The sequence below is a fragment of the Agrobacterium tumefaciens genome (genome assembly GCF_031801495.1).
Classification (GTDB): domain Bacteria; phylum Pseudomonadota; class Alphaproteobacteria; order Rhizobiales; family Rhizobiaceae; genus Agrobacterium; species Agrobacterium tumefaciens_K.
Window position 1 is genome coordinate 552,544 of the sequence record NZ_JAOEGC010000001.1, and the last position, 22,821, is coordinate 575,364.

The 22,821-nt window shown below is 59.0% G+C and carries 24 protein-coding genes; 19 read left to right on the plus strand and 5 right to left on the minus strand.

Annotated features, from left to right (window positions below; translation table 11 throughout):
* Positions 1-90: 90 nt before the first annotated feature.
* The gene (locus N7578_RS02655; protein ID WP_311108760.1) at positions 91-357 is read right to left on the minus strand and encodes a hypothetical protein; all 267 of its coding nucleotides are present in this window, start codon (positions 355-357) and stop codon (positions 91-93) included.
* A gap of 152 nt (positions 358-509) precedes the next feature.
* On the opposite strand from N7578_RS02655, the gene N7578_RS02660 reads away from it, so the two are divergent.
* From N7578_RS02660 to N7578_RS02695, 8 genes are all read left to right on the plus strand, one after another.
* A complete protein-coding gene (locus tag N7578_RS02660; protein WP_311108761.1) occupies positions 510-1,010 on the plus strand; it encodes a gamma-glutamylcyclotransferase family protein in 501 nt (166 codons plus the stop codon).
* 97 nt (positions 1,011-1,107) lie between these two features.
* The gene (locus tag N7578_RS02665) at positions 1,108-1,974 is read left to right on the plus strand and encodes an ABC transporter substrate-binding protein (protein ID WP_311108762.1); all 867 of its coding nucleotides are present in this window, start codon (positions 1,108-1,110) and stop codon (positions 1,972-1,974) included.
* 17 nt (positions 1,975-1,991) lie between these two features.
* Positions 1,992-2,840: an amino acid ABC transporter permease gene (locus tag N7578_RS02670; RefSeq protein WP_138791891.1), complete on the plus strand. Its 849-nt coding sequence runs from the start codon at positions 1,992-1,994 to the stop codon at positions 2,838-2,840.
* The gene (locus N7578_RS02675) at positions 2,837-3,622 is read left to right on the plus strand and encodes an amino acid ABC transporter ATP-binding protein (RefSeq protein ID WP_311108763.1); all 786 of its coding nucleotides are present in this window, start codon (positions 2,837-2,839) and stop codon (positions 3,620-3,622) included. Before N7578_RS02670 ends, N7578_RS02675 begins: the two co-directional genes overlap by 4 nt.
* Before the next feature lie 89 nt (positions 3,623-3,711).
* Positions 3,712-4,149, plus strand: coding sequence for a VOC family protein (locus tag N7578_RS02680; protein WP_311108764.1), 438 nt, complete (start codon positions 3,712-3,714; stop codon positions 4,147-4,149).
* Between the two features lie 7 nt (positions 4,150-4,156).
* Complete coding sequence (locus N7578_RS02685) at positions 4,157-5,041, plus strand: DMT family transporter (RefSeq protein ID WP_311108765.1); 885 nt, start codon at positions 4,157-4,159, stop codon at positions 5,039-5,041.
* Positions 5,042-5,084: 43 nt separating this feature from the next.
* Positions 5,085-5,897, plus strand: coding sequence for a pyrroline-5-carboxylate reductase (proC, locus tag N7578_RS02690; protein ID WP_311108766.1), 813 nt, complete (start codon positions 5,085-5,087; stop codon positions 5,895-5,897).
* Between the two features lie 136 nt (positions 5,898-6,033).
* Positions 6,034-6,684 (plus strand): GntR family transcriptional regulator, encoded by a 651-nt coding sequence (locus N7578_RS02695; protein ID WP_311108767.1) that lies wholly within the window; start codon positions 6,034-6,036, stop codon positions 6,682-6,684.
* A gap of 547 nt (positions 6,685-7,231) precedes the next feature.
* On the opposite strand, the gene N7578_RS02700 is transcribed toward N7578_RS02695, so the two are convergent.
* Entirely contained in the window at positions 7,232-7,900 is a 669-nt protein-coding gene (locus tag N7578_RS02700; RefSeq protein ID WP_311108768.1) for an RraA family protein, read from the minus strand.
* Positions 7,901-7,929: 29 nt separating this feature from the next.
* Positions 7,930-8,943 carry a hydroxyacid dehydrogenase gene (locus N7578_RS02705; protein ID WP_311110032.1) on the minus strand — a complete coding sequence of 338 codons (1,014 nt, stop codon included), beginning with the start codon at positions 8,941-8,943 and terminating at the stop codon, positions 7,930-7,932.
* A 137-nt stretch (positions 8,944-9,080) separates the two neighbouring features.
* Here N7578_RS02705 and N7578_RS02710 point away from each other — a divergent pair, with 137 nt between their 5' ends.
* The 5 genes from N7578_RS02710 to N7578_RS02730 all read left to right on the plus strand — a co-directional run bounded on the left by N7578_RS02710 (position 9,081) and on the right by N7578_RS02730 (position 14,024).
* Positions 9,081-9,779 (plus strand): IclR family transcriptional regulator, encoded by a 699-nt coding sequence (locus N7578_RS02710; protein WP_311108769.1) that lies wholly within the window; start codon positions 9,081-9,083, stop codon positions 9,777-9,779.
* Positions 9,780-9,820: 41 nt separating this feature from the next.
* Positions 9,821-10,780 carry a tripartite tricarboxylate transporter substrate binding protein gene (locus N7578_RS02715; RefSeq protein ID WP_311108770.1) on the plus strand — a complete coding sequence of 320 codons (960 nt, stop codon included), beginning with the start codon at positions 9,821-9,823 and terminating at the stop codon, positions 10,778-10,780.
* On the plus strand, positions 10,780-11,238 hold the full coding sequence (locus N7578_RS02720; RefSeq protein WP_311108771.1) for a tripartite tricarboxylate transporter TctB family protein: 459 nt from the start codon (positions 10,780-10,782) through the stop codon (positions 11,236-11,238). The genes N7578_RS02715 and N7578_RS02720 overlap by 1 nt, the downstream gene beginning before the upstream one ends.
* A gap of 21 nt (positions 11,239-11,259) precedes the next feature.
* A complete protein-coding gene (locus N7578_RS02725) occupies positions 11,260-12,768 on the plus strand; it encodes a tripartite tricarboxylate transporter permease (RefSeq protein ID WP_311108772.1) in 1,509 nt (502 codons plus the stop codon).
* A 104-nt stretch (positions 12,769-12,872) separates the two neighbouring features.
* Positions 12,873-14,024, plus strand: a complete 1,152-nt coding sequence (locus N7578_RS02730; RefSeq protein ID WP_311108773.1) for an alpha-hydroxy acid oxidase — start codon at positions 12,873-12,875, stop codon at positions 14,022-14,024.
* A gap of 171 nt (positions 14,025-14,195) precedes the next feature.
* On the opposite strand, the gene N7578_RS02735 is transcribed toward N7578_RS02730, so the two are convergent.
* On the minus strand, positions 14,196-15,209 hold the full coding sequence (locus tag N7578_RS02735) for a substrate-binding domain-containing protein (protein ID WP_311108774.1): 1,014 nt from the start codon (positions 15,207-15,209) through the stop codon (positions 14,196-14,198).
* Positions 15,210-15,219: 10 nt separating this feature from the next.
* On the minus strand, positions 15,220-16,572 hold the full coding sequence (locus N7578_RS02740; protein ID WP_311108775.1) for an ROK family protein: 1,353 nt from the start codon (positions 16,570-16,572) through the stop codon (positions 15,220-15,222).
* A gap of 192 nt (positions 16,573-16,764) precedes the next feature.
* Between N7578_RS02740 and N7578_RS02745 the strand changes: the two genes are divergently transcribed.
* The 6 genes from N7578_RS02745 (at position 16,765) to N7578_RS02770 (ending at position 22,814) form a co-directional block, all read left to right on the plus strand.
* Positions 16,765-17,577, plus strand: coding sequence for a sugar phosphate isomerase/epimerase family protein (locus tag N7578_RS02745; RefSeq protein WP_311108776.1), 813 nt, complete (start codon positions 16,765-16,767; stop codon positions 17,575-17,577).
* A 45-nt stretch (positions 17,578-17,622) separates the two neighbouring features.
* Positions 17,623-18,744: a substrate-binding domain-containing protein gene (locus N7578_RS02750; protein ID WP_422646658.1), complete on the plus strand. Its 1,122-nt coding sequence runs from the start codon at positions 17,623-17,625 to the stop codon at positions 18,742-18,744.
* Positions 18,745-18,850: 106 nt separating this feature from the next.
* Positions 18,851-20,017, plus strand: a complete 1,167-nt coding sequence (locus tag N7578_RS02755) for a Gfo/Idh/MocA family oxidoreductase (protein ID WP_311108777.1) — start codon at positions 18,851-18,853, stop codon at positions 20,015-20,017.
* Positions 20,014-21,588, plus strand: coding sequence for a sugar ABC transporter ATP-binding protein (locus N7578_RS02760; protein WP_311108778.1), 1,575 nt, complete (start codon positions 20,014-20,016; stop codon positions 21,586-21,588). The genes N7578_RS02755 and N7578_RS02760 overlap by 4 nt, the downstream gene beginning before the upstream one ends.
* Complete coding sequence (locus tag N7578_RS02765) at positions 21,581-22,516, plus strand: ABC transporter permease (protein ID WP_311108779.1); 936 nt, start codon at positions 21,581-21,583, stop codon at positions 22,514-22,516. The genes N7578_RS02760 and N7578_RS02765 overlap by 8 nt, the downstream gene beginning before the upstream one ends.
* Before the next feature lie 4 nt (positions 22,517-22,520).
* A complete protein-coding gene (locus N7578_RS02770) occupies positions 22,521-22,814 on the plus strand; it encodes a putative quinol monooxygenase (protein WP_311108780.1) in 294 nt (97 codons plus the stop codon).
* Positions 22,815-22,821: the final 7 nt, after the last annotated feature.

Below are 22,821 nucleotides of genomic sequence, written 5' to 3' on the forward strand. Positions count from 1 at the left end.
CACGGTATAATTTGCATTCTTCCGCTAAATTCCCGGGTTTATTCGGCTCTGAACGTCACGAGGGCGGTGCGGTGAGTCAGCAACCGTATCCTACTTTTTCGGGTCATATCGCTGTTTAATGCGCCATCGATCAGGGCCGAGGCTGACCAGTATCCATGATTTTTGTGCAATCGCCGTGCCCTTCGATGTTGTGTAGCTATTGATCGTCATGATGATCTGATCGTTGCGAATGCTGTCTATGCTGGCTTCCGCCACGATACCGTCGCTGAATTGCACATGGGTTGGCCCGGCCGCGATGTCACGATCCGTAGAAACCAGGCAGCCGGGATAGGCGTGGCTGTCCATCATGGTGATCATCTTTCCATTCCTCAAAAATCAGGTCCAAAAGTCAAGTTGACGCCATATGCATCTTCGTATACGAAGAAATATATGAAGAACGGGCCGGCCGCAATCTTCAGCCTATCGCAACAATAACGGGTGCGGCTTTGCCGGCCCATGGAAGAGGTTTCATGTACTACTTCGCCTATTGCACTTGGCTGCACGACATTGAGATCGCCCGGTTCATGCCGGAAGCGAAAGCGGTGACAAAGGGATTTGCAGCCAATCACGCCCTCCGTTTCCACGCTGCCGGTGACCGCACGGATCGGGGCTGGTGCCATTTTCTCAACACGGCTGACGCCTGGGGTGAAAAGGCGTTCGGCGTTGTCTTCGAACATGACGAGAAGCATTTCGAAGAAGACTATGACGATTTTGAACGCTGCTGCGTGACTGTTTATGGCGATGATGGCAAGCAGTATGATTGCTGGACCTATCGTCTGATTACCCCCGGCATCGCGATGCGCCCGCCGAATTTCTATTTCGAGCACATTCCTGTCGGATTGAAGCAGTGGGGCTTCTCAGAGGACTATATCGCGAAGGTCCAATCGGTTTTCGACAATGCTGCCGAGTGCCCGCGCGCTGACCGTCCCAACCCTTCCAAGATACCGGGTCGCGGGGCGGATACCCGATAACAAAGCTATCCGGCGGTGGCTTCTATGTGTGGGTCACCGCCGCTATAGAGTGAAAGAAAAGCAAAACATCAATCAAAGATGAAACTGGGGTAACGACATGAAAATTGGGAAGAGTGGTGCCGCCGTCATGGCTGGATTTGCGGCTGTCTTGTTCAGTTGCGCGGCTTTCGCGGGGGAGGGATCCAAGCTCGTGCCGCAGGCGATCCGCGCAGCGGGCAAGATCACCGTGGGGTCGCAGCAGACATTTCCGCCGATTGAATTTCGCGAGCCGGGAGCGACCGAAGTGACGGGCGCCAGTGCCGATCTGCTTCGCGAAATTGCCAAACGCCTCGACCTCAAACTGGAGTATGTGCAGGCAGAATATGCCGCCCTTATCCCCGGTATTGAGGCCAAGCGCTTCAACATGGCCTCCGGCGGGATCAGTGATACCGAAGAGCGTGAGCAGAAGCTCGACTTTGTCAACTACATGCTTTCGGGTGGCTCCGCGATGGTGCGTGCGGAAGATGTCAGCCAATACAAGACCATTGCCGATTTCTGCGGCAAGTCTGTCGCCACCTTGCTTGGTAGCCGTGTCATCATGGCCAAGGTCGAGGAAGCGTCTGCCGCCTGCAAGGCCAAGGGTGCGGCCGAAATCCGTGCAGAGCAGCTTCCATCCGCACCTGATGCCAGGATGCAGCTCGATCTGAAGCGTGTCGACGCCTATCTCGGCGACTTCCCTGCACTCGTCTACATGGGCGCTCAGTTCCCCGGAAAATACGCCATTGTCGGCGGCAATTACATGCTCACGCCGTACATCACGTCATGGGGATTTGCGAAGGACAACAGCGGTCTGCGTGACGCGGTGAAGGTTACCCTGTCAGAAATGCTGGCCGACGGTACCTACAAGTCGATCATGGACAAGTGGGGTGTCGGCGGCGCGCTGCTTTCGGAAATCACCGTCAATCTTCCCGCCAGCAAGCGCTAATGAAATCGGACAGGGCAATGGCCGTTACAGATCATCTTCACTCTTCCGAACTTCCGATCGTACATCGACGCCGTTGGGGCGCATGGATTTTCGGAGCCATTGCCCTGCTCATCGTTGTGACGATTGTCCAGGCTGCCTTTCAGTCACGCATCATCAATGTCGGGGTCTTCGCCAATTACATCTTCAGTCCGCTGATCGTCATGGGAGCAGTCAACGCGCTGATCCTCGGTACGCTCGCACTGTTCATCGCAAGTGTTATTGGTTTCGTGGCAGCATTGATGCGGGTCAGCGGCAATCCCATACTTGTAGCGATTTCCGCGACGTACGTGTATCTGTTTCGTGGCACGCCGATGCTGATCCAGCTCATCTTCTGGTTCAACGCCGTGCCGATCATGTTCCCCTCGATCACCATCAGCCTGCCGTTCATGGCGGAACCGCTGGTGAGTGCGCCGACGACAACCATCGTCACCCCATTCCTCGCGGCGCTGGCGGGTCTCAGTCTGGCGGAAGGCGCTTATATGAGCGAGATTATCCGTGCTGGCATTCTTGCCGTGGACAAGGGGCAGAGGGCGGCTGCAACCGCCCTTGGTATGACCCAGCGTCAGGTGCTGGTTCAGGTGGTTATTCCGCAAGCGGGACGGATCATTATTCCGGCTGCCGGCAATCAATACATCATGCTGCTGAAGTCATCGTCACTCGCATCGGCAATCGGTTACCTCGAACTGCTGCGTGTTGCGACCGACATCTATTCTTCTAACTTCCATGTCGTGGAACTGCTTGCCGTAGCGGCATTCTGGTACCTTGTCATGACCGCATTCGCCACCGCCATTCAGACCATTCTCGAGAAGGTATTCCCCCAAAGATGAGCGACCTGGACATTCAGAAACACGCCGTCTCCATGGTTGGCGTTTCCAAGAAATGGGGCACGGTCTCCGCATTTTCCGATGTCAGTTTCGATGTCCCGCAGGGCGAGGTTGTCGCTTTGCTCGGTCCGTCCGGTGCCGGAAAATCGACGCTGCTGCGTTGCGTGAACCATCTGGAGACAATTTCCGCGGGACGGATCTACGTCCACGGCGAACTGATTGGCTACCGCATCGGGGAACGTGCGCTTCATGAACTCTCCGATGTCGAGATAAGCCGTCAACGTCAGAAAATCGGCATGGTGTTCCAGCATTTCAACCTGTTCAAACACATGACGGCCTTGCAGAATGTCATGTGTGGCCCGGTGCAGGTGCTGCGTCGCCCCAAGGCTGAATCCATGAAACTTGCTCTGGAATTGCTCGACAAGGTCGGGCTCAAGGCAAAGCAGGATGCTTATCCTTCAGAACTATCCGGCGGGCAACAACAACGTGTGGCAATTGCCCGCGCATTGGCCATGCAGCCACGTGTTCTTTTGTTGGACGAGCCAACCTCGGCGCTCGACCCCGAACTTGCGCAGGAGGTGGTCGAGACGATCCGCAAGCTTGCCGAGGAAGGTCAAACCATGATGATCGCCACGCATGACATGGGTATCGCCCGCGACGTTGCTGACAGGGTGATCTTCATGGAAGGGGGGCGTCTCGCAGAAGATGCCCGCTCGAAGCAATTCTTCACGGCGCCGAAAAGTGATCGGGCCCGGCAGTTCCTCGCCCGGCTGCTGCCAGCGTAACCAAGCCATTCACCAGATCAGAAACAGACAGCGCGCGTCTTCCCCCGTGCGGGGGAAGACCTTTGCGTCCTGCTCACAAGGAATGTGTCATGTCCCAAATCTTCCAGCATCTTCACCACGTTTGCATTGTCGTTCACGACCTTGCGAAAACGGTCGCCTACTATGAAAGTCTGGGGGTAGGCCCGTGGTTCGATTACCCGAAAAAGGGCACCTACATTGAATTTGAGGTGCCCAACAAAGCGGCCTCTGATGCGATGCGTTACAAGTGTTGTGACCTTGAAAACGTCCAGATCCAGCTCTGCGATCCGGGTGACCTGGACTCTCCTCAAAAACGCTTCCTCGATGAACGTGGTGAGGGTGTATATCATCTCGGTTTCGAGGTTCCTGATCGCGATGCGGCGGAAGCACAGGGACGGGCGCTCGACCTCGGTGTTATCGCTCGCGGCAAGCGGATGGACGGCTCCGGCTTCTGCTATTTCGACACTCGGGAAAATGCCGGTATCGTTCTTGAAATCCGCAAGTCATGAGCCTGTGATGTCGAGGATTTTCTCTCGTGCAGGCGCGGGTCTTGATCTGGGCACCGCCTGGCGTGGACAAGAAAGTGTTCTGCTTTGCCTCGCCGCCATGGTCCTTTTTGCTGCGTCCGACGTCATCGCCAAACATCTGTCAGTGACCTATCACCCATTCCAGATTGCCTGGTTTCGTTATCTGGCCGCATCGATCCTGCTGGTCGTCGTCTGCCTGCGATTTGGCAGGCCATCGCGGAGCGTGGCGGCTGTCGATCAGGTTATTCGCGGCATTGGAATGGCTGGCGCGACTATTCTTTTGATCGCGGCGCTTAGTCTGCAACCGCTTGCCGAGGCGACGGCGCTTGTCTTCATCTCGCCGTGCATCGTGACGCTCCTGTGTGTGCTGATCCTCAAGGAATCGGTGCCGGGCCTGCGCTGGGTTGGGGTTTTGGGTGGTTTGATCGGCGTCTTGGTGATCCTGCGTCCGGGGTTCGCCCACTACAATCCTGCAGCATTGTTTTCGATTGCATCCGCAGCCTGCTGGGCCACGGCTCTGGTGATGACACGCCGGGCGGTTCTGGCTGACAGTCTCGTGACGACACTCGCTTATTCGTCGCTCACGGGATTTACGCTTCTAAGCGCAGCGATGCCCTTTTTCTTTCGGCAGTTGACGGCAATTGATGTGGTCTTGTCTGTTGCCACCGCCGTGTTGTGGCTCGCGGCACATGTTGCCATTGCCTACGCCTATCGTCGACCCGACGCGCAGGTGTCTCGTCTTGCACCGGTCTCATACACGCACCTCATCTGGGCGACCGGCTTTGGGTATCTGGTTTTCGGGACGGTCCCTGATGGCATGACGATTGTCGGGGCGGTTTTGATTGTTTCGTCCGGGCTGCTGGCTCGCAAATGATGACGTACCGCGGTGAGACATCGCAGATTGAAGGAGTTATGCCATGACAAATGTTCTGTTGATCGGGGCCGGTAATATGGGATTTGCCATGCTGCGAAGCTGGACAGGCTTGGCAGGTCACCGGTTCGTGGTCGTGGAAGTTAACGACGCTCTGCAAAAGCGTGCGCAAGACGTTGGGGCGAGCAGCTATGCCGACCTTTCTGATCTACCGCCAGACTACCGCGCCGATATCCTGGTGATTGCAACCAAACCACAAGGGGTTGCAGACGCAATTGCCGCAGGTAGTGAGCGCCTGACATCGGGTGGTTTGATTATTTCTATCGCGGCTGGCGTTACCCTCGACGGCATGCGCCAAAAGGCCGGCGAGAATGCAGTCGTCATCCGCGCCATGCCAAACACGCCGGCCGCTATCGGTGAAGGCATGATTGTCTGCTGTACCAGCGGAAACGCGGATGTAGCGGACCGTAGGCGTGCGGAAACCCTGCTTTCTGCCATCGGGCGCGTCGTTTTCGTTGGAGACGAGTGTTTGATGGATGCGGTGACGGCTGTTTCAGGGTCGGGGCCTGCTTATCTTTTCTATTTTCTTGAAGCCTTCAGTGCGGCGGGTGTGTCTGCTGGGCTGCCGCCGGACATTGCGATGCTGCTTGCGAAACAGACACTCTACGGTTCAGCAAAGATGGCGTTGGACCCGATGGCCGATCCCTCCGCATTACGGGTACAGGTGACGAGTCCAAACGGAACGACCGCCGCCGCGCTTTCGGTTCTCATGGATGCCGACGATGGTCTCGCACCGCTGTTGCGAAATGCGGTCGAAGCTGCGCGGCTACGTTCCGGGGAATTGGGGAGGCTGGCCTGATGGCATTTTGATATCACACACAGCCGGTTTTCCCATTCTTGAGTGTGGGAAGACCTAGCTTATACACGAGAGAATATATCAAAATCGATAGTTTGGCGGTAAGGCTTACTGAAGGGCCGGAAAAGGAAAAAAAGTAATGGCATCTAGAAAAGCCGCGGCAGGCGAATTCCTCGCATCCGACGTCAGAAACCGCTTGCGCAGCATGATCCTCGGTGCCGAACTCAAGCCCGGGCAAAGGCTGGTGGAAGACGATTTGTGCGAGCGCCTGAATGTCGGCCGCACGCCCGTACGGGAAGCGCTTCTGTTGCTTCAGGGCGAAGGCTTTCTTAGCCGGCAGCGGGGCTGGGTCGTAGAAACGATCGACCGAAGCCAGGTGCACGCCATTTTCGAAAGTCGCGCTGCAATCGAGGCGGCGACTGCCAGACTTGCGGCGCGGCATGCCGAACAGGCCGAACTCGACGCGCTTGCAAACCTCATCGAAGCGATGGAGCCGGCTGAAACCCTGACCCGTGCAGACTTGAACAGTCTGAACACGCAGTTCCACAAGCTTATCGTAACGGCATCGAAAAATATCCTGCTCGCGCAGTTCCATGAGCGGACGCAGTTCCACTATTGGATGCTGCGAGTGCCGATCCTGTTTTCGGAATCGGAAGTGAAAGAAACCAATATTCAGCATCGAAAAATCTTGGATGCACTGGTCAGCCGCAATGAAGACGATGCCGAACGTGCGGCTCGCCATCACGTCGAGTCAACAATGGCGATTGTGGAGCCGGCCATCGACATATGAGAAAGCCGGCGGCATTGGGTGTAGGTGTTACGCAACGGCCTAGATCTACGATCTAGCCAATCGTGTGCCGTCACGTTGGTCGATATCCATGATATTCAGATTGCAACGCGTAATCTGGTCGAGAACGTTGTCAGGGATAGCGGCAGGGGAACCGGCGTGGAATTCCCTGGAGGCGAAGATCCCCTCTCAACCTGGCTGCGCGTCGATAAAAGTGGGCCGGGATTAGCGATCGTGAAATCGATTGGCTAAAAGTGGGGTGGATCGGTTTCTCCTGAAACCGCTGAAAATTGCACGGTCCTTCAGTTGTTGTGCAGTGCCCAAAACCTAAGTGGGGCGGGAAAGACATTTCTGTAGCCTCGAGAAAGCGATCAGATGGTCAATCGGCTGATAGCTATACTGGTCATCTCCCGCGATATATTTGTCGTCTGACCGAAGGGACATCTGTTGGTATCGAATACCAACCCGAACAAGATACGTGCCGGCATGCACATCACTTAGATCGGGTCGGTTAGAAAGGCAGCATTGTCTGAAGAGTGATGAAATGCTTTTAGACCGCACAACCTAGTTTGGTCAGAGCAGCATCTACCCACGTGCGGTCATTTTTCCCGGCACGAATGTTCTCCATCTGCTTGCTCTCAGCTTCATGTTTCTTGGTCGCAGCAAGGAAAACCTGTTCCGCGTCATCGAGCGGAACGCTCAAGAGACCGTCCGCATCACCGCAGATGAGATCGCCCGGATTGATGACCATTCCCGCAATCGAGATCGGGACATTCACTTCGCCGGGGCCATCTTTGTATGGGCCACGATGGGTGACGCCAGCGGCAAACACGGGGAACGATCCAGCACTCAACTCAGCGCTATCGCGGATTGCACCATTTATAACGATGCCGCCCAGCCCCCGGTGTTGCGCATGGGCGACCATGAGCTCGCCAATGATGGCGTTGGACAAATCGCCTCCAGCGTCCACAACCACGATGTCGCCGGGCTCTGCGATGTCGAGTGCCTTATGAACCATCAGGTTGTCGCCGGGACGAGCCTTGACGGTCACGGCAGGTCCAACCATGGTGCCGCCCTTGTAGTATGGGCGCAGTGTTGCGCCGCCGGACGTCATTCGGCTCATGACGTCACTGACGTTTGCGACCGGAAGCGAGCGAAACGCCTCGACCCATTTTGTCTCAACCTTGCGTTCGCGCTTGCAAATGCGAAAACCAATCATGTCATTCCTCCTGTTGAATTATTCACCGTTTAAGCTGCGGCGATCAGATCTCGGTTGGCCAGGGCGTGGTGATCGAAATTGCGACCTTCCAGGACATCGATGATGTGCTGGGCGCTTTGTACCGCCATGTTGCGCAGTGCCGATCGGCTGGCTCCACCGACATGGGGAGTTGCAATGACATTCGGTAATGACCACAACGGGTTATCGGCGGCGGGCGGTTCAACCTCAAAGCTGTCCAGTGCAGCCCCAGCGATCGTTTCGGCTTTCAAGGCGTCAATGAGTGCTGTCTCGTCGACAACCGCGCCACGTGCGGTGTTGATCAGGAATGCCGTCGGCCTCATCAAGGCCAATCTTTCCGCGTTGATGAGGTGACGTGTCTGCGGCATCAGCGGGCAATGGAGACTGACGACATCCGCGATTTTCAAGACGGTTTCCAGATCTCTGCTCACCGATACTCCGCCGGCGTCCAGAGCAAACGGATCATACGCAGCAACCTGCATGCCCAGGCCCTTTGCAAGCGAAGCCGCACGCTGGCCGATCTCACCGTAACCGATGACACCGAAGACTGCGCCGGCCAAATCACGGCCTACATACTTGGTCTTCGGCCAACTGCCGCCCTTCACCGCTGAATTCAGTGGTACGACGTCCTTCATCAAGCTGACTGTCAGGCTAATTGCGAGTTCCGCTACGGACTGAGCATTTGCGGCCAGTGCACGTAGAACCGGAACACCTCGATCCGAAGCTGCCGCGAGATCGATATTGTCGACGCCGCTGCCATGTTTGGCGATAACGCGAAGGCGCGGGGACGATTCGATCACGGTCCGGTTGATCTGACCCTGGCGGACGAGGATTGCGTCAACCTCCTGATCCCGAGCAATTGCGGCGAGATCTTCCGGGGTGGAATAGGCCGGCGCATAGATCGTTTCCATGCTATGAGAAGTTAGCAAATCTCTAGCTTCTTCAACCAGTTGAGCACCGGTTACCATGACCCGGGCCGTCCGGCTTCCTCCCGGTGGGTTTGTCGCGTTCATATACTCCTCCATGCGATCCAATCGACAGTTCATTGCTGGCGGGCCGTTGCCCGTTGACGAATGTTATTTATCGCGTATTGTACTAAATGAAAAGGTGTTGTACTGAGTACAACAAGCAAGATGAACAACACCTTTTTGGGAGGAAGTCCATGCCTGGAAATTCAGCCGGCGTTGCTGCTGTCGAGCGCGCCGCATCATTGCTGGAAGCATTCACCGACCGTGACTACACGCTGTCGCTGGGCGAGCTTGCGCGTCGCGTTGAGCTCGATAAGTCGACGGTTCTCCGAATTGCCCGCTCCCTCGCAAAACATCAGCTTCTTGTCCGCAACGATGATGCGAGCTGGCGTCTCGGCCCCAAATTGATGAAGCTGGGAAACATCTATCAGTCGACGTTCCGCCCTTCCGATATCATCGAGCCTCTTCTCGCCGACCTCGTGACACAGACGGGTGAGAGTGCAGCTGTGTATGTTCGCGAAGGCGACGAACGCGTCTGTCTTTTCCGACACGACTCTCACCAGTCAATCCGTCACTCGGCACGCGTTGGCAGCACTTACCCACTTGATCGCGGCGCACCCGGCCGTGTGATTCTCGCGTTTATGGGTCGGTCCGGCGCGATCTACGATGATATTCGCAAGGCAGGATTTCATGCCACGGCAGGAGAGCGCGATCCTCAGGTCGCCAGCCTCGCCGTGCCGATCTTCCGTGAAGGCCAGGTCCTGTTTGGGTCGCTCACGCTGACCGGTCCACCGGCGCGCTTTTCCGAAGACGCTATCAAGAAAAATCTCGAAATTCTCCGAGTGGCCGCGCGGAAACTCTCCGTGGCCATGGGGGGAGAACCCGGAACATAACGCGGGAGCCGGGCCCGCCACTATCCAATGGAGGATTGGACATGAAGGATCGCAAGACCCAGATCATTCTCGCAGTAGCAGCTCTTGCGGCGTCTGCCAGTTATGCCCACGCCGAATGGCCAAATGACCGCCCGATCCAGATGATCGTGGCATTTGCTCCCGGTGGCAGCACGGACGTCATGGCGCGTGCCATAGAGCCGTTCCTCGAAAAGGAACTCGGGGCCGATATCGTTATTGAAAATCGACCGGGTGCATCCGGCGAGATTGCCTACACGGCACTCTCCAAGGCGAAGCCGGACGGTTATACCTTCTCCTACATCAACACGCCGGGCTACCTGTCGATGCAGGTACAGCGCAAGCTCGGTTACGATCCGAAGACCATCAAGCCGATCGTTCGTATTGTTGATGATCCGACCGCAATCGTCGTTCCGGATGCCTCCGAGATCAAGACGCTCAAGGATTTCGTTGAAGCTGCCAAGGCAAAGCCGGGTGCTGTGTCCTATGGCTCGTCGGGTGTTGGTACGGACGACCATCTCGCCATCATCCTGCTCGGTGCTTCGACTGGAACGACCTTTACCCATATTCCCTTTTCTGGCGCAGGCGAGACCCGTACCGCGATCCTTGGCTCGCAGGTTTCAGGGGGCGGCCTGAATATTAGCGAGTTTGCCGGGAACGACACGTCCGGGCTTCGGATGATCGGACATTTCGGGACCGAACGTTCCGCGCAATTGCCAGATGTCCCTACCGCCAAGGAACAGGGGTTCGACGTGGAAATGACGTCCGAGCGGGGTATCGCCGCGCCGCGCGAAGTGCCTGAGGAAATCACTCAAAAATTCGGCGAGGCCATGAAGAGGGTCCTCGACAATCCCGATTTCCAGAAGCAAGCTCAGCAGCTTGCGCTCCCGCTTGCATATCTGTCGGGCCCGGACTGGGAAAAGCAGATGCCTGATCGCCTCGCACGGTTCCAGAAGATCTGGAACGAAACGCCTTGGGTGAAGTGATGAGCGGCTCCTCCACAGCAAAGCGGGATTATCCCGATATCTTGGCGGGAGCGGTGATGATTGGACTGGGAGCGCTTGGCCTATGGGCCGGGCGTGACCTCCAGTTCGGCTCGGCTGCGATGATGGGGGCGGGATTTCTGCCGGATGTCATCTGCGGGTTGCTGATCGCTTTTGGCGGGTTCGTTCTAATAAAGGCGTTTGGTAAATCCTACGAGCCAATCGGCGATTCCAACGTCAAGCCCCTGATCGTGCTTGTTATTGCCATCGCCGGCTTCGCGTTCATGTCGGAAACCTTGGGCTTCGTCGTATCCACCATCTGGCTTCTGGTCATCGGCAGTCTGGCCGATCAGGAATCTCGCTGGCGTGAGATCGCGATCTCAACCGTCCTACTGACAATCTTTGGTGCTCTTGTCTTCATCTACGGTCTCGGTGTTCAAATGCCGATCCTGCCGTTCTGATCGAGGGTGGAAGGAATACCCATGGCATTTCTTGATGTCCTTATGCTCGGCTTTTCGGAAGCCTTTACACCGACGAACCTCCTGTTCTGTTTCATCGGCGCCCTGCTCGGAACCTTGATAGGTGTTTTGCCGGGCATCGGTCCGACCGCTACCGTCGCTATTCTGCTCCCGGTCACTTTTTTTCTGCCACCACTTGGTGCGCTTATCATGCTCGCCGGCATCTTTTACGGCGCACAGTATGGTGGATCGACAACTGCGATCCTGGTCAATCTTCCCGGTGAGGCATCGGCGGTCGTCACAGCAATAGATGGATATCAGATGGCCCGAAAAGGAAGGGCAGGGGCAGCACTTGCTGTCGCCGCACTCGGCTCTTTCTTTGCTGGCACGGTTGCAACCGTCGGCCTCGCGGTTGCTGGTCCGACGCTCTCGTCATTTGCGTTGTCATTTGGCCCAGCGGAATACGTCGCGCTCTGTATCTTCGGCCTTCTCGCAGCGACGATCCTGGCGCATGGCTCTGTCATCAAGGCCATCGGAATGGTTTGCCTGGGGCTCGTGCTCGGCATGGTCGGGATCGATGTCAACAGTGGGTCGACCCGCCTGACATTCGGCTCGACGGAACTCTACGACGGCATCGACTTCGTGGTCATCGCGGTAGGTCTTTTTGGCGTGGCCGAGATTGCCAGCAACCTGGAATTCAAGGAAGCACGCGGAATACTTCAAAGCACGATCGGACGTCTGTGGCCGACGAAGCAGGAATTCAAGGAAAGCTGGGCTGCCGTCGTGCGTGGCACGGCGGTCGGTACCATCCTCGGCGTGCTGCCGGGTGGCGGCGCCACACTGAGTGCTTTTAGCGCGTATTCGGTAGAGAAGAAAATCTCGAAGACCCCTGAGAAGTTTGGTCACGGAGCCATCGCAGGTGTTGCGGGACCTGAAGCCGCCAACAATGCGGGTGCTCAATCTTCGTTCATCCCGCTTCTCACACTGGGCATTCCATCGAATTCGATCATGGCAATGATGCTTGGTGCGATGACGATCCACGGGATTACACCCGGTCCCTCGGTCATTCAGAATCAGCCGGAGCTTTTCTGGGGTCTGGTCGCATCGATGTGGATCGGCAACGCGATGCTGCTGGTGATCAATCTTCCGCTCATCGGTGTCTGGGTGCGTTTGCTGAAGGTACCTTACCGTCTTCTGTATCCGGCGATCCTGCTGTTTTGCTGCATTGGCGTCTACAGTGTCAACAATCGCGGCTTCGACGTCGCATTGGTCATTCTGTTCGGGGTGCTTGGCTACGTTCTGCGCAAGGCGCAGTGCGAAGCGGGACCTTTGCTCCTCGGCTTCGTTCTGGGTCCGCTTCTGGAAACGAACTTGCGGCGCGCGCTGCTCCTGTCTCAAGGGGATCCGCTTGTATTCGTCGAGCGTCCGATCAGCGCGGTCCTCTTGCTGATTACGGCAGGAATGCTGCTCACCCTGATCCTCCCAGCGATCCGGAAGGGTCGAAAGGAAGCGTTCGAGGCCAGCGAGGATTGATTCAAACGACCCACATTGCGGCCCGATACTGCGGGCCGCAATTGCCAACGCCGAAATGAAGAGACGAAAAAGTGGTCGGATCAAAACAAACCGCAGGCGGCGGTATGTCACGCTTCCTCAGCCTTGACGATTTCGAACAACAGGCGCGGAGACACCTTCCCAGCCCCCTGTTCGGATATATTGCTGGCGCCAGCGAGACGAACTCATCCCTCCGGCGGAATTCAGAGAGCTTCCAACGCTACGCATTCAGGCCAAGGGTCTTGCGCAACACGTCCGCCCGCACGACCGAAACGACGCTCTTTGGTGTGCGATATAACGCTCCTTTCGGCATTGCCCCCATGGGCATAAGTGCGTTGATGGCCTACCGGGGCGACATCGTCCTTGCTGAAGGTGCCGCAAAATGCGGGGTTGCTGCGATCATGAGCGGTTCCTCGCTTATCCGGATGGAAGATGTCATAGCGGTCGCTCCCGACACATGGTTTCAGGCCTATCTGCCGGGTGAACCGGATCGAATCGACGCGCTCGTGGATCGCGTGGCGACTGCGGGCTTCAAAACACTCGTCCTGACGGTGGATACGGCAGCACTGGCCAATCGGGAAAACAACATTCGAGCCGGTTTCTCGACACCGCTCCGCCCGAGCTTGCGGCTCGCGTGGCAGGGCGTTACCCATCCATGTTGGACATTGGGGACATTGCTCAAGACAATCGCCCGGCACGGTATCCCACATTTCGAGAACTCCTACGCCACTCGCGGTGCACCCATCATATCGTCCAACGTGATGCGGGATTTTGGAAAGAAGGATCATCTTGATTGGAGCCATCTCGAGAGGATTCGCACCCGCTGGAGCGGTAATCTCGTTGTAAAGGGTATCATGCACCCTGAAGATGCAGTTCATGCGGCCAACATGGGTGCGGACGGCATCATCCTCTCTAACCATGGCGGCCGGCAGCTGGACGGTACGGCCTCGCCGTTGGAGGTGCTACCGGACATCGTTGGCAGGATCGAAGGCCGAATCCCTGTCATGATAGATGGTGGTTTCCGCCGTGGTACCGACATTATAAAGGCTCTGAGCCTTGGGGCGAGTTTCGTGTTCGTGGGAAGACCTTTTCTTTACGCAGCCGCCGTCGCCGGGCCGCAGGGAGTTATCGTTGCGTCTGAAATCCTCAAGTCTGAAATCAACCGAAATTTGGCTCTATTGGGTGCGGCAAAGCTGGCCGAACTTTCGCGCGACGTTCTTATCGATAACTATCAATAGTCAACCTATGGCGCAGATAAATGCTTTCATCGCAGTTGGTCCGCCCTGCTTGATTTTCAATGAAACCTCGCCGTTTCAGTCGCCTAAGCATTTATTGACACCCGTCCCGCATCTGCGAGTCTCTGGTTCAGCTCCCGTGAAGAGCTCAAAATCAAACAAGCGCATATGGTGTTAGGGCGCGGCTTTGACGAGACTGAGCTTTTGAAGAACTTCCCGAGGTGCCGGCATGCGCCACACGGTTTGGAAACATTCAACGACATTGGCGGAGGTTACAGCCAGGCCAGGGAGAGCGATCCAGGCGGGTGGTAGTCGATCGAGGAGGGTGCTCACGACAATGGAGGCGGCTGTCTCTCCCTGGCGGAATGGTTGCTGGGCGGCGATGGCTACGATCGGTTCGTGCGCTGCAAGCGCGATCGCCACGTCGTGACCGAGATCGACCGTGACCATCGGGATAAGGCGATCCACTGTGCGAAGTGACTCGATAGCGGCGATGGCAGGCGTGTCCCATACGACGAAGAGACCTGCGAGGTCGGGGTGGTCCCTGAGAAGCGCGTGGGCGGTGTCGCCAGCCTCCGTCAAGGTCGAAAACCGCCGGATGCGCAGTTTCAAGTCCGGGCGGTTGATCTGCATCCATTTCACGAAAGCAATCTCGCGCTCGTTCGTCGCGAAGAAGTCGGTATCGTAGCCTAGAACGCCAACCTCGGTGCCGTGGGGCAGATGCTGAGAAAGCCCCTCGGCTGCGATCTTGCCAAGGCCGAAATTGTCTGCCGAAACGAGCGAAACATAGTCCTTGCCCGGCAGGAGGCCTGTTGGCACATTGTCGAGGAGGATGAGTTTGATACCAGCGGCCGCGACGCGGGCGTGGGCTGCGGCGACCTTCGAATTGGCGACCGGCAGCGAGATGATGGCGTCCGGAGCCTCGCCGATCAACCGGTCAAGCGCTTCAATCTGCACCTCCGGCGCGAAAGCGCAGTCAACGACCTCGATGACGGCGATGCCGCAATCGCCGAGTGTTCCGACGATGCCGGAAAGCTGCTGCTTCGCCCAGTCGCTCGCCACCGTATGCAGTACCACCGCCACCCGAAAGCCGCTGGCCCGCGCCCGAGCCATATCCTCGGGCAAAAGCAGGACCCGTTCGGGCGCCGAGGCCCGCTCTCCATGCGGTCCGAGACCGGTTATGGCCATTGCATCCTCCTCACATGTCCGGGGGGCGGACAATCTTTCCCTCAAGTTTCCTGCGGTCCGCAATATGCGCCTTCATCTGCTGGAACAGCGGATGGGCCTGCGGCTTGCCTGCCATGATCCAGTCACGCAGTAGCGATGGTGTAAAAAGGCCTTCGGCGGCCAGGATGGCGGCACCCACAAGACCCGACGAACTGCCCATCTGGGAGCGTACGATCTGCAGGTCGCGGCTCACCAGCGGGTGGCAGGCACCGTAGATTGCCTCGCGGGTCGAGGCGAGCAGGATGTCGTTGGTCTGCGCGATCGAGCCCGAAAGCACGATGAGTTCGGGATTGAGCATGTTGGCAAGCGTAGCGACGACCTGGCCGATCAGCCGCCCGCTCTGTGAGAGAATGTCGATTGCTGCGGCGTCGCCCATCTGGGCGGCCTGCGCGACTTCGAGTGCGGTGACGGGGCCTGTTCGCCGAAGGTGATCGGCAAGGATAGTGCTGAGGCCGCGCTCGGCGGCAAGCCTGCCCTCCTGCGCGATATGGTCCGATCCGGCCATGGCCTCCAGAGTGCCGCTCCGCTCTCCCACCGTCACGGGCACGGAGCCGATCAGACCGACCGCGCCCTGCGCACCGCGGAAAAGTACTCCGTTGCTGGCAAGGCCTGCGCCGATGCGTTTGCCGACCTTGACGAATAGCATGGTGCGGTGGCCGTCGCCTGCCCCAGCGTGGAGCTCGCCCATTGTCATCGTCTCGACACTGGAGCGCAACCAGACCGGCGCATCGAAGGCGCTGACGAGCGTTTCGACCAAGGGGAAACTCTCCCAACCCGGCAATACAGCGGGCGTGGTGCGCTGGAAAAACACTTCCCCCCCATCCGGTACGGCACCTGGAACAGAGATGGAGATGCCATAGAGCTGCGGGTTGGCCTGCCGCTCCAGAATCCAGCGAAAAAGCGTCACGAGACGTTCCGCGAGGGCGGGCGCTGGCTGGGTGAGTTCGGTAGCCTCGTGGTGTTCCATGATGAGGGAGCCGTCAAGATCGGCAATGCCTACGCCAAGCGCCGTCTGATCGAGGGTGGCAACGAGAATTCGGCCGCGTTCGGCGGCGAAGCGCACAAGGCGCGGCGCGCGGCCTCCCGTGGCGGTGCCGAGTTCGCTTTCGTCGATAAGCCCGAGTTCACCGAGTGTGCCGAGCCGGTCCGCGACCACAGCGCGGCCGAGTTCGCTTTGCCGTTCGATCTCCTGGCGGGTCGTCGCGTGGCCCGTCCTGACGAGATTGAGAATGTCAACCAGGCTTGGGGCGGCAGTTTCCGAGATGCTGGGGCGTCCCTTGCGTCGAGGGCGGATCTCCGCCTCCACTGGTGCCATCCTTGGCATGACCGCATCCTTTCGCCGCGATTCCGTTCCCGTCTGATGTGATAGCCATCCAGCTTTCGACTGGCAACTCCAATCTTTTGTATTAAATATGCAAAAGTTTGCTTAGATATGATCTTAAATTATTGACATATATTTTTTGACGCCGTAAGACGGGATCATTGAAATCGAGACGGTCACTGGGAGGAGGCGCCGATGTCAGAGTTCAAGCTCGCCTATCATGCGAATTGCTGGGGCAGCCTCGGCGGGGAGGCCGTTGGTGTTACGTCGATCACCAATCTTGCCTATCGGACCTTCGGCGACATGCATCGCGCTTTTGCCGATATCGCGGCGGCCGGTTACGAAGGTGTCGAACTGTTCGACGGCAATCTGCTGGATTTCAGCGCCGCCGAGATGCGGGCTCTGCTTGACGACAACGGCCTGATGCTGGTCGCCGCCTATGCCGGCGGCAACTTCATCTTCGATGACATCCTTCCCGAGGAGCTGGCGCGCGTCGTCCGTGCGGCGGATCGCGCTGCCGAAATCGGCGCGCCGCATCTCGTCGTAGGTGGTGGCGCCAAGCGCTTCGACGGCATTCGCGAGGCGGACTATCACAAGCTTGCAGCCGCGCTAGATCGGGTAAAAGAGATAGCCGAGGCGCGGGGCCTCACCGCCCACTACCACCCGCATCTTTCGACCATCGTCGAGGGGCCGTCGGAGGTGCGCAAGATCTTCGCGCTCACCGGCATCCATTTCTGCCCGGACACGGCCCATCTCGCTGCCGCAGGCGCTGATCCGGCCATGCTGATCCGCGAGCATGCCGCACGCATCTCCTATGTCCATCTCAAGGGTTTCCAGAAGGAGCCCTTCGCCTTCACGCCCATCGACCGTGGCGACATTCCGACGGATGGGATCATCGCGGCCCTTCGGGAGACGGGCTTTGGCGGCTGGATTTGTACCGAACTCGATTCCTGGCCTGATCCGCTTGAGGGAGCGAAAGCAAGCATGGCCTATCTCAAATCGGCCTGACGGCCACGACCGGGGCGCTTGCCCTACTTTCGGGAGGAGAAAGTGATGATGAAGAGAAGAACCCTGTTGGGTACTGCCGCCGCGTTGGCGCTTGCCTGTACCTATTCAGCGCCGACCTTGGCCGATCCTGACAGCGCCCTGGCCGCGCTCCAGCAGACGGTCCTGTCCAAGGGACCGTCGGGCGAAGATCCCTCGCCAGCCGCCGATGTCACCTTGACCGACGAGGAACTGGCGAAGATCAAGGCGATGAATGCGACGGCCGCGATCGTCATGCATTATGGTGGCAACGACTGGTCCCGCGCCCAGATCAACGGCCTTCAGACCCAGTTCGCCGCCATGGGCATCAAGGTGCTTGCGGTGACCGATGCCGGCTTCAAGCCGGAAAAACAGGTCTCCGACATCGAAACAATCATGGCGCAGAAGCCAAACATCATCGTCTCGATCCCGACGGATCCGACAGCGACGGCCGCGGCCTACAAGGCAGCCGCAGAGGCTGGCACCAAGCTCGTCTTCATGGACAACGTGCCGACCGGCTTTGAAGCCGGCAAGGACTATGTGTCGGTCGTCTCTGCCGACAACTACGGCAATGGCGTTGCCTCTGCGCATTTGATGGCAAAGGCACTGAATGGAGAGGGCGATATCGGGCTCGTGTTCCATGCCGCCGATTTCTTCGTCACGAAGCAACGCTACGATGCCTTCAAGGCGACTATTGCCTCCGACTACCCCAACATCAAGATTGTGGCCGAGCAGGGCATCGGCGGACCTGATTTCTCGGGCGATGCGGAAAAGGCGGCCTCCGCGATCCTCACCTCCAATCCGACCATCAAGGGCATCTGGGCGGTCTGGGATGTGCCGGCCGAAGGCGTGATTTCGGCGGCGCGTGTTGCGGGTCGCGACGATCTCGTCATTACCACGATCGACCTCGGGGAAAACGTGGCGATCTCGATGGCCCAAGGCGGCTTCGTCAAGGGGCTCGGTGCGCAGCGGCCTTACGATGCCGGTGTCGTCGAAGCCAAGCTGGCTGGCTATGCGCTGCTCGGCAAGGAAGCGCCGGCCTTCGTCGCTCTGCCGGCCCTTCCGGTGACGCGCGACACCCTGCTTGACGGCTGGAAGGCGGTCTATTCCACCGAGGCGACCGACAACATCAAGACCAGCCTCGGACAGTGATCCGCAGGATACGGGGCGCCTCTCGCGCCCCGTATCCGACACGATCCGGCTTTTGCCGGTAATCGAACTTGGCGCCCAAAGGGCGAGCTTTTTCAGGAGAAAACCGATGACCAAAGTGATGAACGTCGCCATGATCGGTGGCGGCTTCATGGGCAAGGCGCATGCCATGGCCTATGCTTCCATGCCGATGTTCTTCTGGCCCGCACCGGCCATTCCCCACCGCAAGGTCGTGGTCGATGTGACTGACGGCATGGCCGAGGAAGCGCGCCTTCGCTACGGTTTCGAGGAAGCGTCGTCGGACTGGCGCGCCATCGTCAACCGACCGGATATCGACGTCGTCGATATCTGCACGCCGAACAACGTCCATGCCGAGATCGCTATTGCGGCGGCCAAGGCCGGCAAGCACATCATCTGCGAAAAGCCGCTCGCGCGCACCGTCGAGGAGGCGAGGGCGATGCATGAGGCGGTGAAGGCCGCCGGCGTCATTCACATGGTCGCCTTCAATTATCGCCGCACGCCGGCCGTGGCGCTTGCCAAGAAGTACATCGACGAGGGGCGCATCGGCCGGATCTTGAATTTCCGCGGCACCTATCTGCAAGACTGGTCCGCCGATCCGGATTCACCTCTGTCCTGGCGCTTTCAGAAGAAGATCGCGGGATCCGGCACGGTCGGCGACATCGCCACCCATGTCGTCGATCTCGCCCATTATCTCGTCGGCCCGATCGCCGAGGTCAACGCGATCACGACGACCTACAACAAGACGCGGCCGCTGCAGCAGGGCGGCGTCGACAAGCTCGGTGCGGCGGAAAAGGCCGCGGACGCAGAGCGCGGCGAGGTGGATGTCGACGACGAGGTCATCTCGATGCTGAGGTTCGAAGGCGGCGCGATCGGCAGCCTGGAAGCGACCCGCAACGCCTATGGCCGCAACAATTTCATCACGCTGGAAATCCACGGAACCAAGGGCTCGATCAACTTCAACTACGAACGCCGCGACGAGCTTCAGGTCATGTTCGCCGACGACCCGGCGGATGCGCGCGGCTTCCGCACCGTCTATACGGGCCCTGCCCATCCCTATGGCAACGGTCTCTGGCCGATCCCCGGTCTCGGCATCGGCTATTCTGAAACGAAGATCGTCGAATGCTATGATTTCTTCTCGGCCATCGCGAAGAACCGGCAGCCGAGCCCGAACTTCGAGGACGGCTTGCTGACGGAACTCGTCGCGGACGCCCTCATTCGCTCTGGCGAGACCGGACTGTGGGAGAAGGTGAGATGAGTGCAAGCGCCGCTGCGGTCCGCATGACTGGCATATCCAAGACCTTCGGCGGCGTGCGTGCGCTCGACAACGTGTCCTTCGAGGTCATGCCCGGCGAGGTCCATGCGCTGCTGGGCGGCAACGGCGCCGGCAAGTCGACGATCCTCAAGGTGCTGAACGGGGTTCATCGCCCAGACAAGGGGACGATCGAGGTCGGTGGCGCGCCTCTGTCTACCCATTCACCTGAGGCGTCCCGGGCTGCCGGCATCGCCATGAACTACCAGGAAATGAGCCTCGTCCCGACGCTGACGGTGGCGCAGAACATCTTCCTTGCACGGGAATACCGCGCCGGCACGGGGCTCATCGACGACCAAGAGGCGGAGAAGCGTGCGGCAGACATTTTCGCAATGCTCGACGTCGTTGTCGATCCGAAGGCCCTGGTCGGCGATCTCGGTGCAGGTCAGAAGCAACTGACGGAGATCGCCAAGGCGATCTCCCAGGATGCGACCGTGCTGGTACTGGACGAACCTTCGACGGCGCTCGCCGTCTCCGATGTCGAGCGACTTTTCGTCTTCCTGCGTAAGCTGAAGGCAAAGGGCGTGGCGATCATCTATGTCAGCCACCGCATGGACGAGATCGCCCGGATCGCCGACCGCGCGACGATCCTGCGCGATGGCCGGCATGTCATCACGGCTCCGCTCAGCGAATTGCCGATCGACACGATGATCGAGCACATCGTCGGTCGGCGCTCCAAGGGACTGTCGGACGTCGAGCGCGGCGTGGCCGTGAAGGGCGACGTTCTGCTGGAACTCGACAATGTCAGCGGCCGACACAAGCCGGAGAACGTGTCCCTGACGCTGCATCGTGGCGAAGTGGTGGGGCTCGCGGGCCTGCTCGGCTCGGGCCGCTCGTCGCTGGCGCGGGTCATGGCCGGGATCGACCCGGTGGCCAAGGGCGAAATCCGGATAAAGGGTCGCGCCGTCTCGATCCGCAAGCCAGGCGATGCGATTGACGCCGGTGTCGCGCTGGTGCCGGAAGCGCGCGCCACGCAGGGCATCATCCCTGACCATTCGGTCGCGTCCAACATGATCCTTGCCGTCATCGACAGGCTGTCCAAGGGTGGCCTCGTCGATACCAAGGCAGCGAACGACCTGACGGACGCGCAAATCGAGCGCCTGCGCGTGAAGACGGCGAGCCGTGACCATGCGGTCTCGACGCTTTCGGGCGGCAACCAGCAGAAGGTCGTCATCGGCAAGTGGCTTGCCACCGACCCCGACATCCTCATCCTCGACGAGCCGACCGCAGGCATCGATATCGGCTCGAAGTCCGAAATCATTCGTCTGGTGCGGGAACTCGCAGCCGACGGCAAAGGCATCATCATGATCTCGTCCGAGCTGTCCGAACTGCTGACCGCCTGCGACCGCATTCTCGTCATGGCTGACGGGCGCGTGCACCAGGATTTGCCGCGCGAGGCGCTGGAAGATCCGTCCGTGCCCGCCGATGACCTTGCCCACCGTCTCCAGGCCGCAGAGCAGCGGCTTCAGATCGAAATCCAAAAGGCCCTTGCGGTTCAGGAGGTTTCCCATGGCTAACGCCTTCTTCGCCAACTGGCGCCAGAACATCATCTATATCGGCTTCATCGTCATCTTCCTCGTCTTCGCCGTGACACTAGCAGACAAGGGGTTCCTCAATCCAAACAACCTGCTCAACATCGTGCGGCAGACCGCGATGATCGCCGTCATGGCGATCGCCATGACCTTCGTGCTCTCGGCCGGCGAAATCGACCTTTCGGTCGGCGCGGTCGCAGGCCTTGCGACGGTGACTGTCGCGATGGGCATCGCCGCGGGCGGGCCGATCGTCGGCGTCGGTGCCGGCATCGCCACGGGTCTTGCCGTCGGCATGTTCAACGGCTGGCTCACCACCCGCATCGGCATTCCGTCCTTCCTGACCACACTGGCCATGATGGGCATCGCCAAGGGCGTCGCCATGTGGATATCGGCGACGGCCGCCGTGCCGATCCTGTCGCCCGGCTATTCCTGGCTCTTCGGCGGCGGCAATCTCGGGCCGGTCCCGGTGCTGCTTCTGTGGATGGCAGTCCTCGGTGGTATGGGACATATCGTTCTGCGTCGCTCGGGCTTCGGCCGGCGCGTGCTGGCAACCGGCGGCGGCGAGACGGCGGCGCGCTATTCCGGCATCGACACAAAGGCGATCAAGTTCAAGGTACTGGTCCTCTCGTCGCTCGCAGCAGCGCTTGCCGGCATGCTCTATGCGGGGCGCCTGCAGTCCGGTCGATTCCAGCTCGGCGAAGGCGACGAGCTTTCGGTCATCGCGGCGGCTGTGCTCGGCGGCACGAGCCTCTTCGGCGGCAGGGGAACCGTCATCGGCACCATCGTCGGCGCCCTGATGATCGGCCTCATCAACAACGGCCTCATCCTGATGGGTCTCGAATTCAGCCAGCAGCTGATTGCTCGCGGTGGCATCATCATTCTCGCCGTCGCGCTCAGCCAGAAGCGGAGCTGAGGCCATGATCGTTTCCCTGATTGCAACGCTGACGGCCCTCCCGGAAACCCGGGAGGAGCTTTACCGCCTTCTCGTCGATCAGGTCGGGCCCACGCGTGCCGAACATGGCTGCATCGACTACAATCTTCACGTGGATGCCAGCGATCCCTGCATCTTCGTGTTCTATGAGAACTGGGAGAGCCAGGCGGACCTCGATGCTCACATGAAAATGCCGCACCTCGAGCCTCTGCTGAGCCAGATCGACCGCCTGCTGGCAAAACCGATCGAGATGTGGCGGCTGCACCTGTCGGAGCGATAGGATTGCG

Bases quoted from the DNA above. Each gene is read 5' to 3' on its own strand.
- N7578_RS02655 (WP_311108760.1), bottom strand. From the start codon at position 357: ATGATCACCATGATGGACAGCCACGCCTATCCCGGCTGCCTGGTTTCT.
- N7578_RS02660 (WP_311108761.1), top strand. From the start codon at position 510: ATGTACTACTTCGCCTATTGCACTTGGCTGCACGACATTGAGATCGCC.
- N7578_RS02665 (WP_311108762.1), top strand. From the start codon at position 1,108: ATGAAAATTGGGAAGAGTGGTGCCGCCGTCATGGCTGGATTTGCGGCT.
- N7578_RS02670 (WP_138791891.1), top strand. From the start codon at position 1,992: ATGGCCGTTACAGATCATCTTCACTCTTCCGAACTTCCGATCGTACAT.
- N7578_RS02675 (WP_311108763.1), top strand. From the start codon at position 2,837: ATGAGCGACCTGGACATTCAGAAACACGCCGTCTCCATGGTTGGCGTT.
- N7578_RS02680 (WP_311108764.1), top strand. From the start codon at position 3,712: ATGTCCCAAATCTTCCAGCATCTTCACCACGTTTGCATTGTCGTTCAC.
- N7578_RS02685 (WP_311108765.1), top strand. From the start codon at position 4,157: ATGTCGAGGATTTTCTCTCGTGCAGGCGCGGGTCTTGATCTGGGCACC.
- proC (WP_311108766.1), top strand. From the start codon at position 5,085: ATGACAAATGTTCTGTTGATCGGGGCCGGTAATATGGGATTTGCCATG.
- N7578_RS02695 (WP_311108767.1), top strand. From the start codon at position 6,034: ATGGCATCTAGAAAAGCCGCGGCAGGCGAATTCCTCGCATCCGACGTC.
- N7578_RS02700 (WP_311108768.1), bottom strand. From the start codon at position 7,900: ATGATTGGTTTTCGCATTTGCAAGCGCGAACGCAAGGTTGAGACAAAA.
- N7578_RS02705 (WP_311110032.1), bottom strand. From the start codon at position 8,943: ATGGAGGAGTATATGAACGCGACAAACCCACCGGGAGGAAGCCGGACG.
- N7578_RS02710 (WP_311108769.1), top strand. From the start codon at position 9,081: ATGCCTGGAAATTCAGCCGGCGTTGCTGCTGTCGAGCGCGCCGCATCA.
- N7578_RS02715 (WP_311108770.1), top strand. From the start codon at position 9,821: ATGAAGGATCGCAAGACCCAGATCATTCTCGCAGTAGCAGCTCTTGCG.
- N7578_RS02720 (WP_311108771.1), top strand. From the start codon at position 10,780: ATGAGCGGCTCCTCCACAGCAAAGCGGGATTATCCCGATATCTTGGCG.
- N7578_RS02725 (WP_311108772.1), top strand. From the start codon at position 11,260: ATGGCATTTCTTGATGTCCTTATGCTCGGCTTTTCGGAAGCCTTTACA.
- N7578_RS02730 (WP_311108773.1), top strand. From the start codon at position 12,873: ATGTCACGCTTCCTCAGCCTTGACGATTTCGAACAACAGGCGCGGAGA.
- N7578_RS02735 (WP_311108774.1), bottom strand. From the start codon at position 15,209: ATGGCCATAACCGGTCTCGGACCGCATGGAGAGCGGGCCTCGGCGCCC.
- N7578_RS02740 (WP_311108775.1), bottom strand. From the start codon at position 16,572: ATGCCAAGGATGGCACCAGTGGAGGCGGAGATCCGCCCTCGACGCAAG.
- N7578_RS02745 (WP_311108776.1), top strand. From the start codon at position 16,765: ATGTCAGAGTTCAAGCTCGCCTATCATGCGAATTGCTGGGGCAGCCTC.
- N7578_RS02750 (WP_422646658.1), top strand. From the start codon at position 17,623: ATGATGAAGAGAAGAACCCTGTTGGGTACTGCCGCCGCGTTGGCGCTT.
- N7578_RS02755 (WP_311108777.1), top strand. From the start codon at position 18,851: ATGACCAAAGTGATGAACGTCGCCATGATCGGTGGCGGCTTCATGGGC.
- N7578_RS02760 (WP_311108778.1), top strand. From the start codon at position 20,014: ATGAGTGCAAGCGCCGCTGCGGTCCGCATGACTGGCATATCCAAGACC.
- N7578_RS02765 (WP_311108779.1), top strand. From the start codon at position 21,581: ATGGCTAACGCCTTCTTCGCCAACTGGCGCCAGAACATCATCTATATC.
- N7578_RS02770 (WP_311108780.1), top strand. From the start codon at position 22,521: ATGATCGTTTCCCTGATTGCAACGCTGACGGCCCTCCCGGAAACCCGG.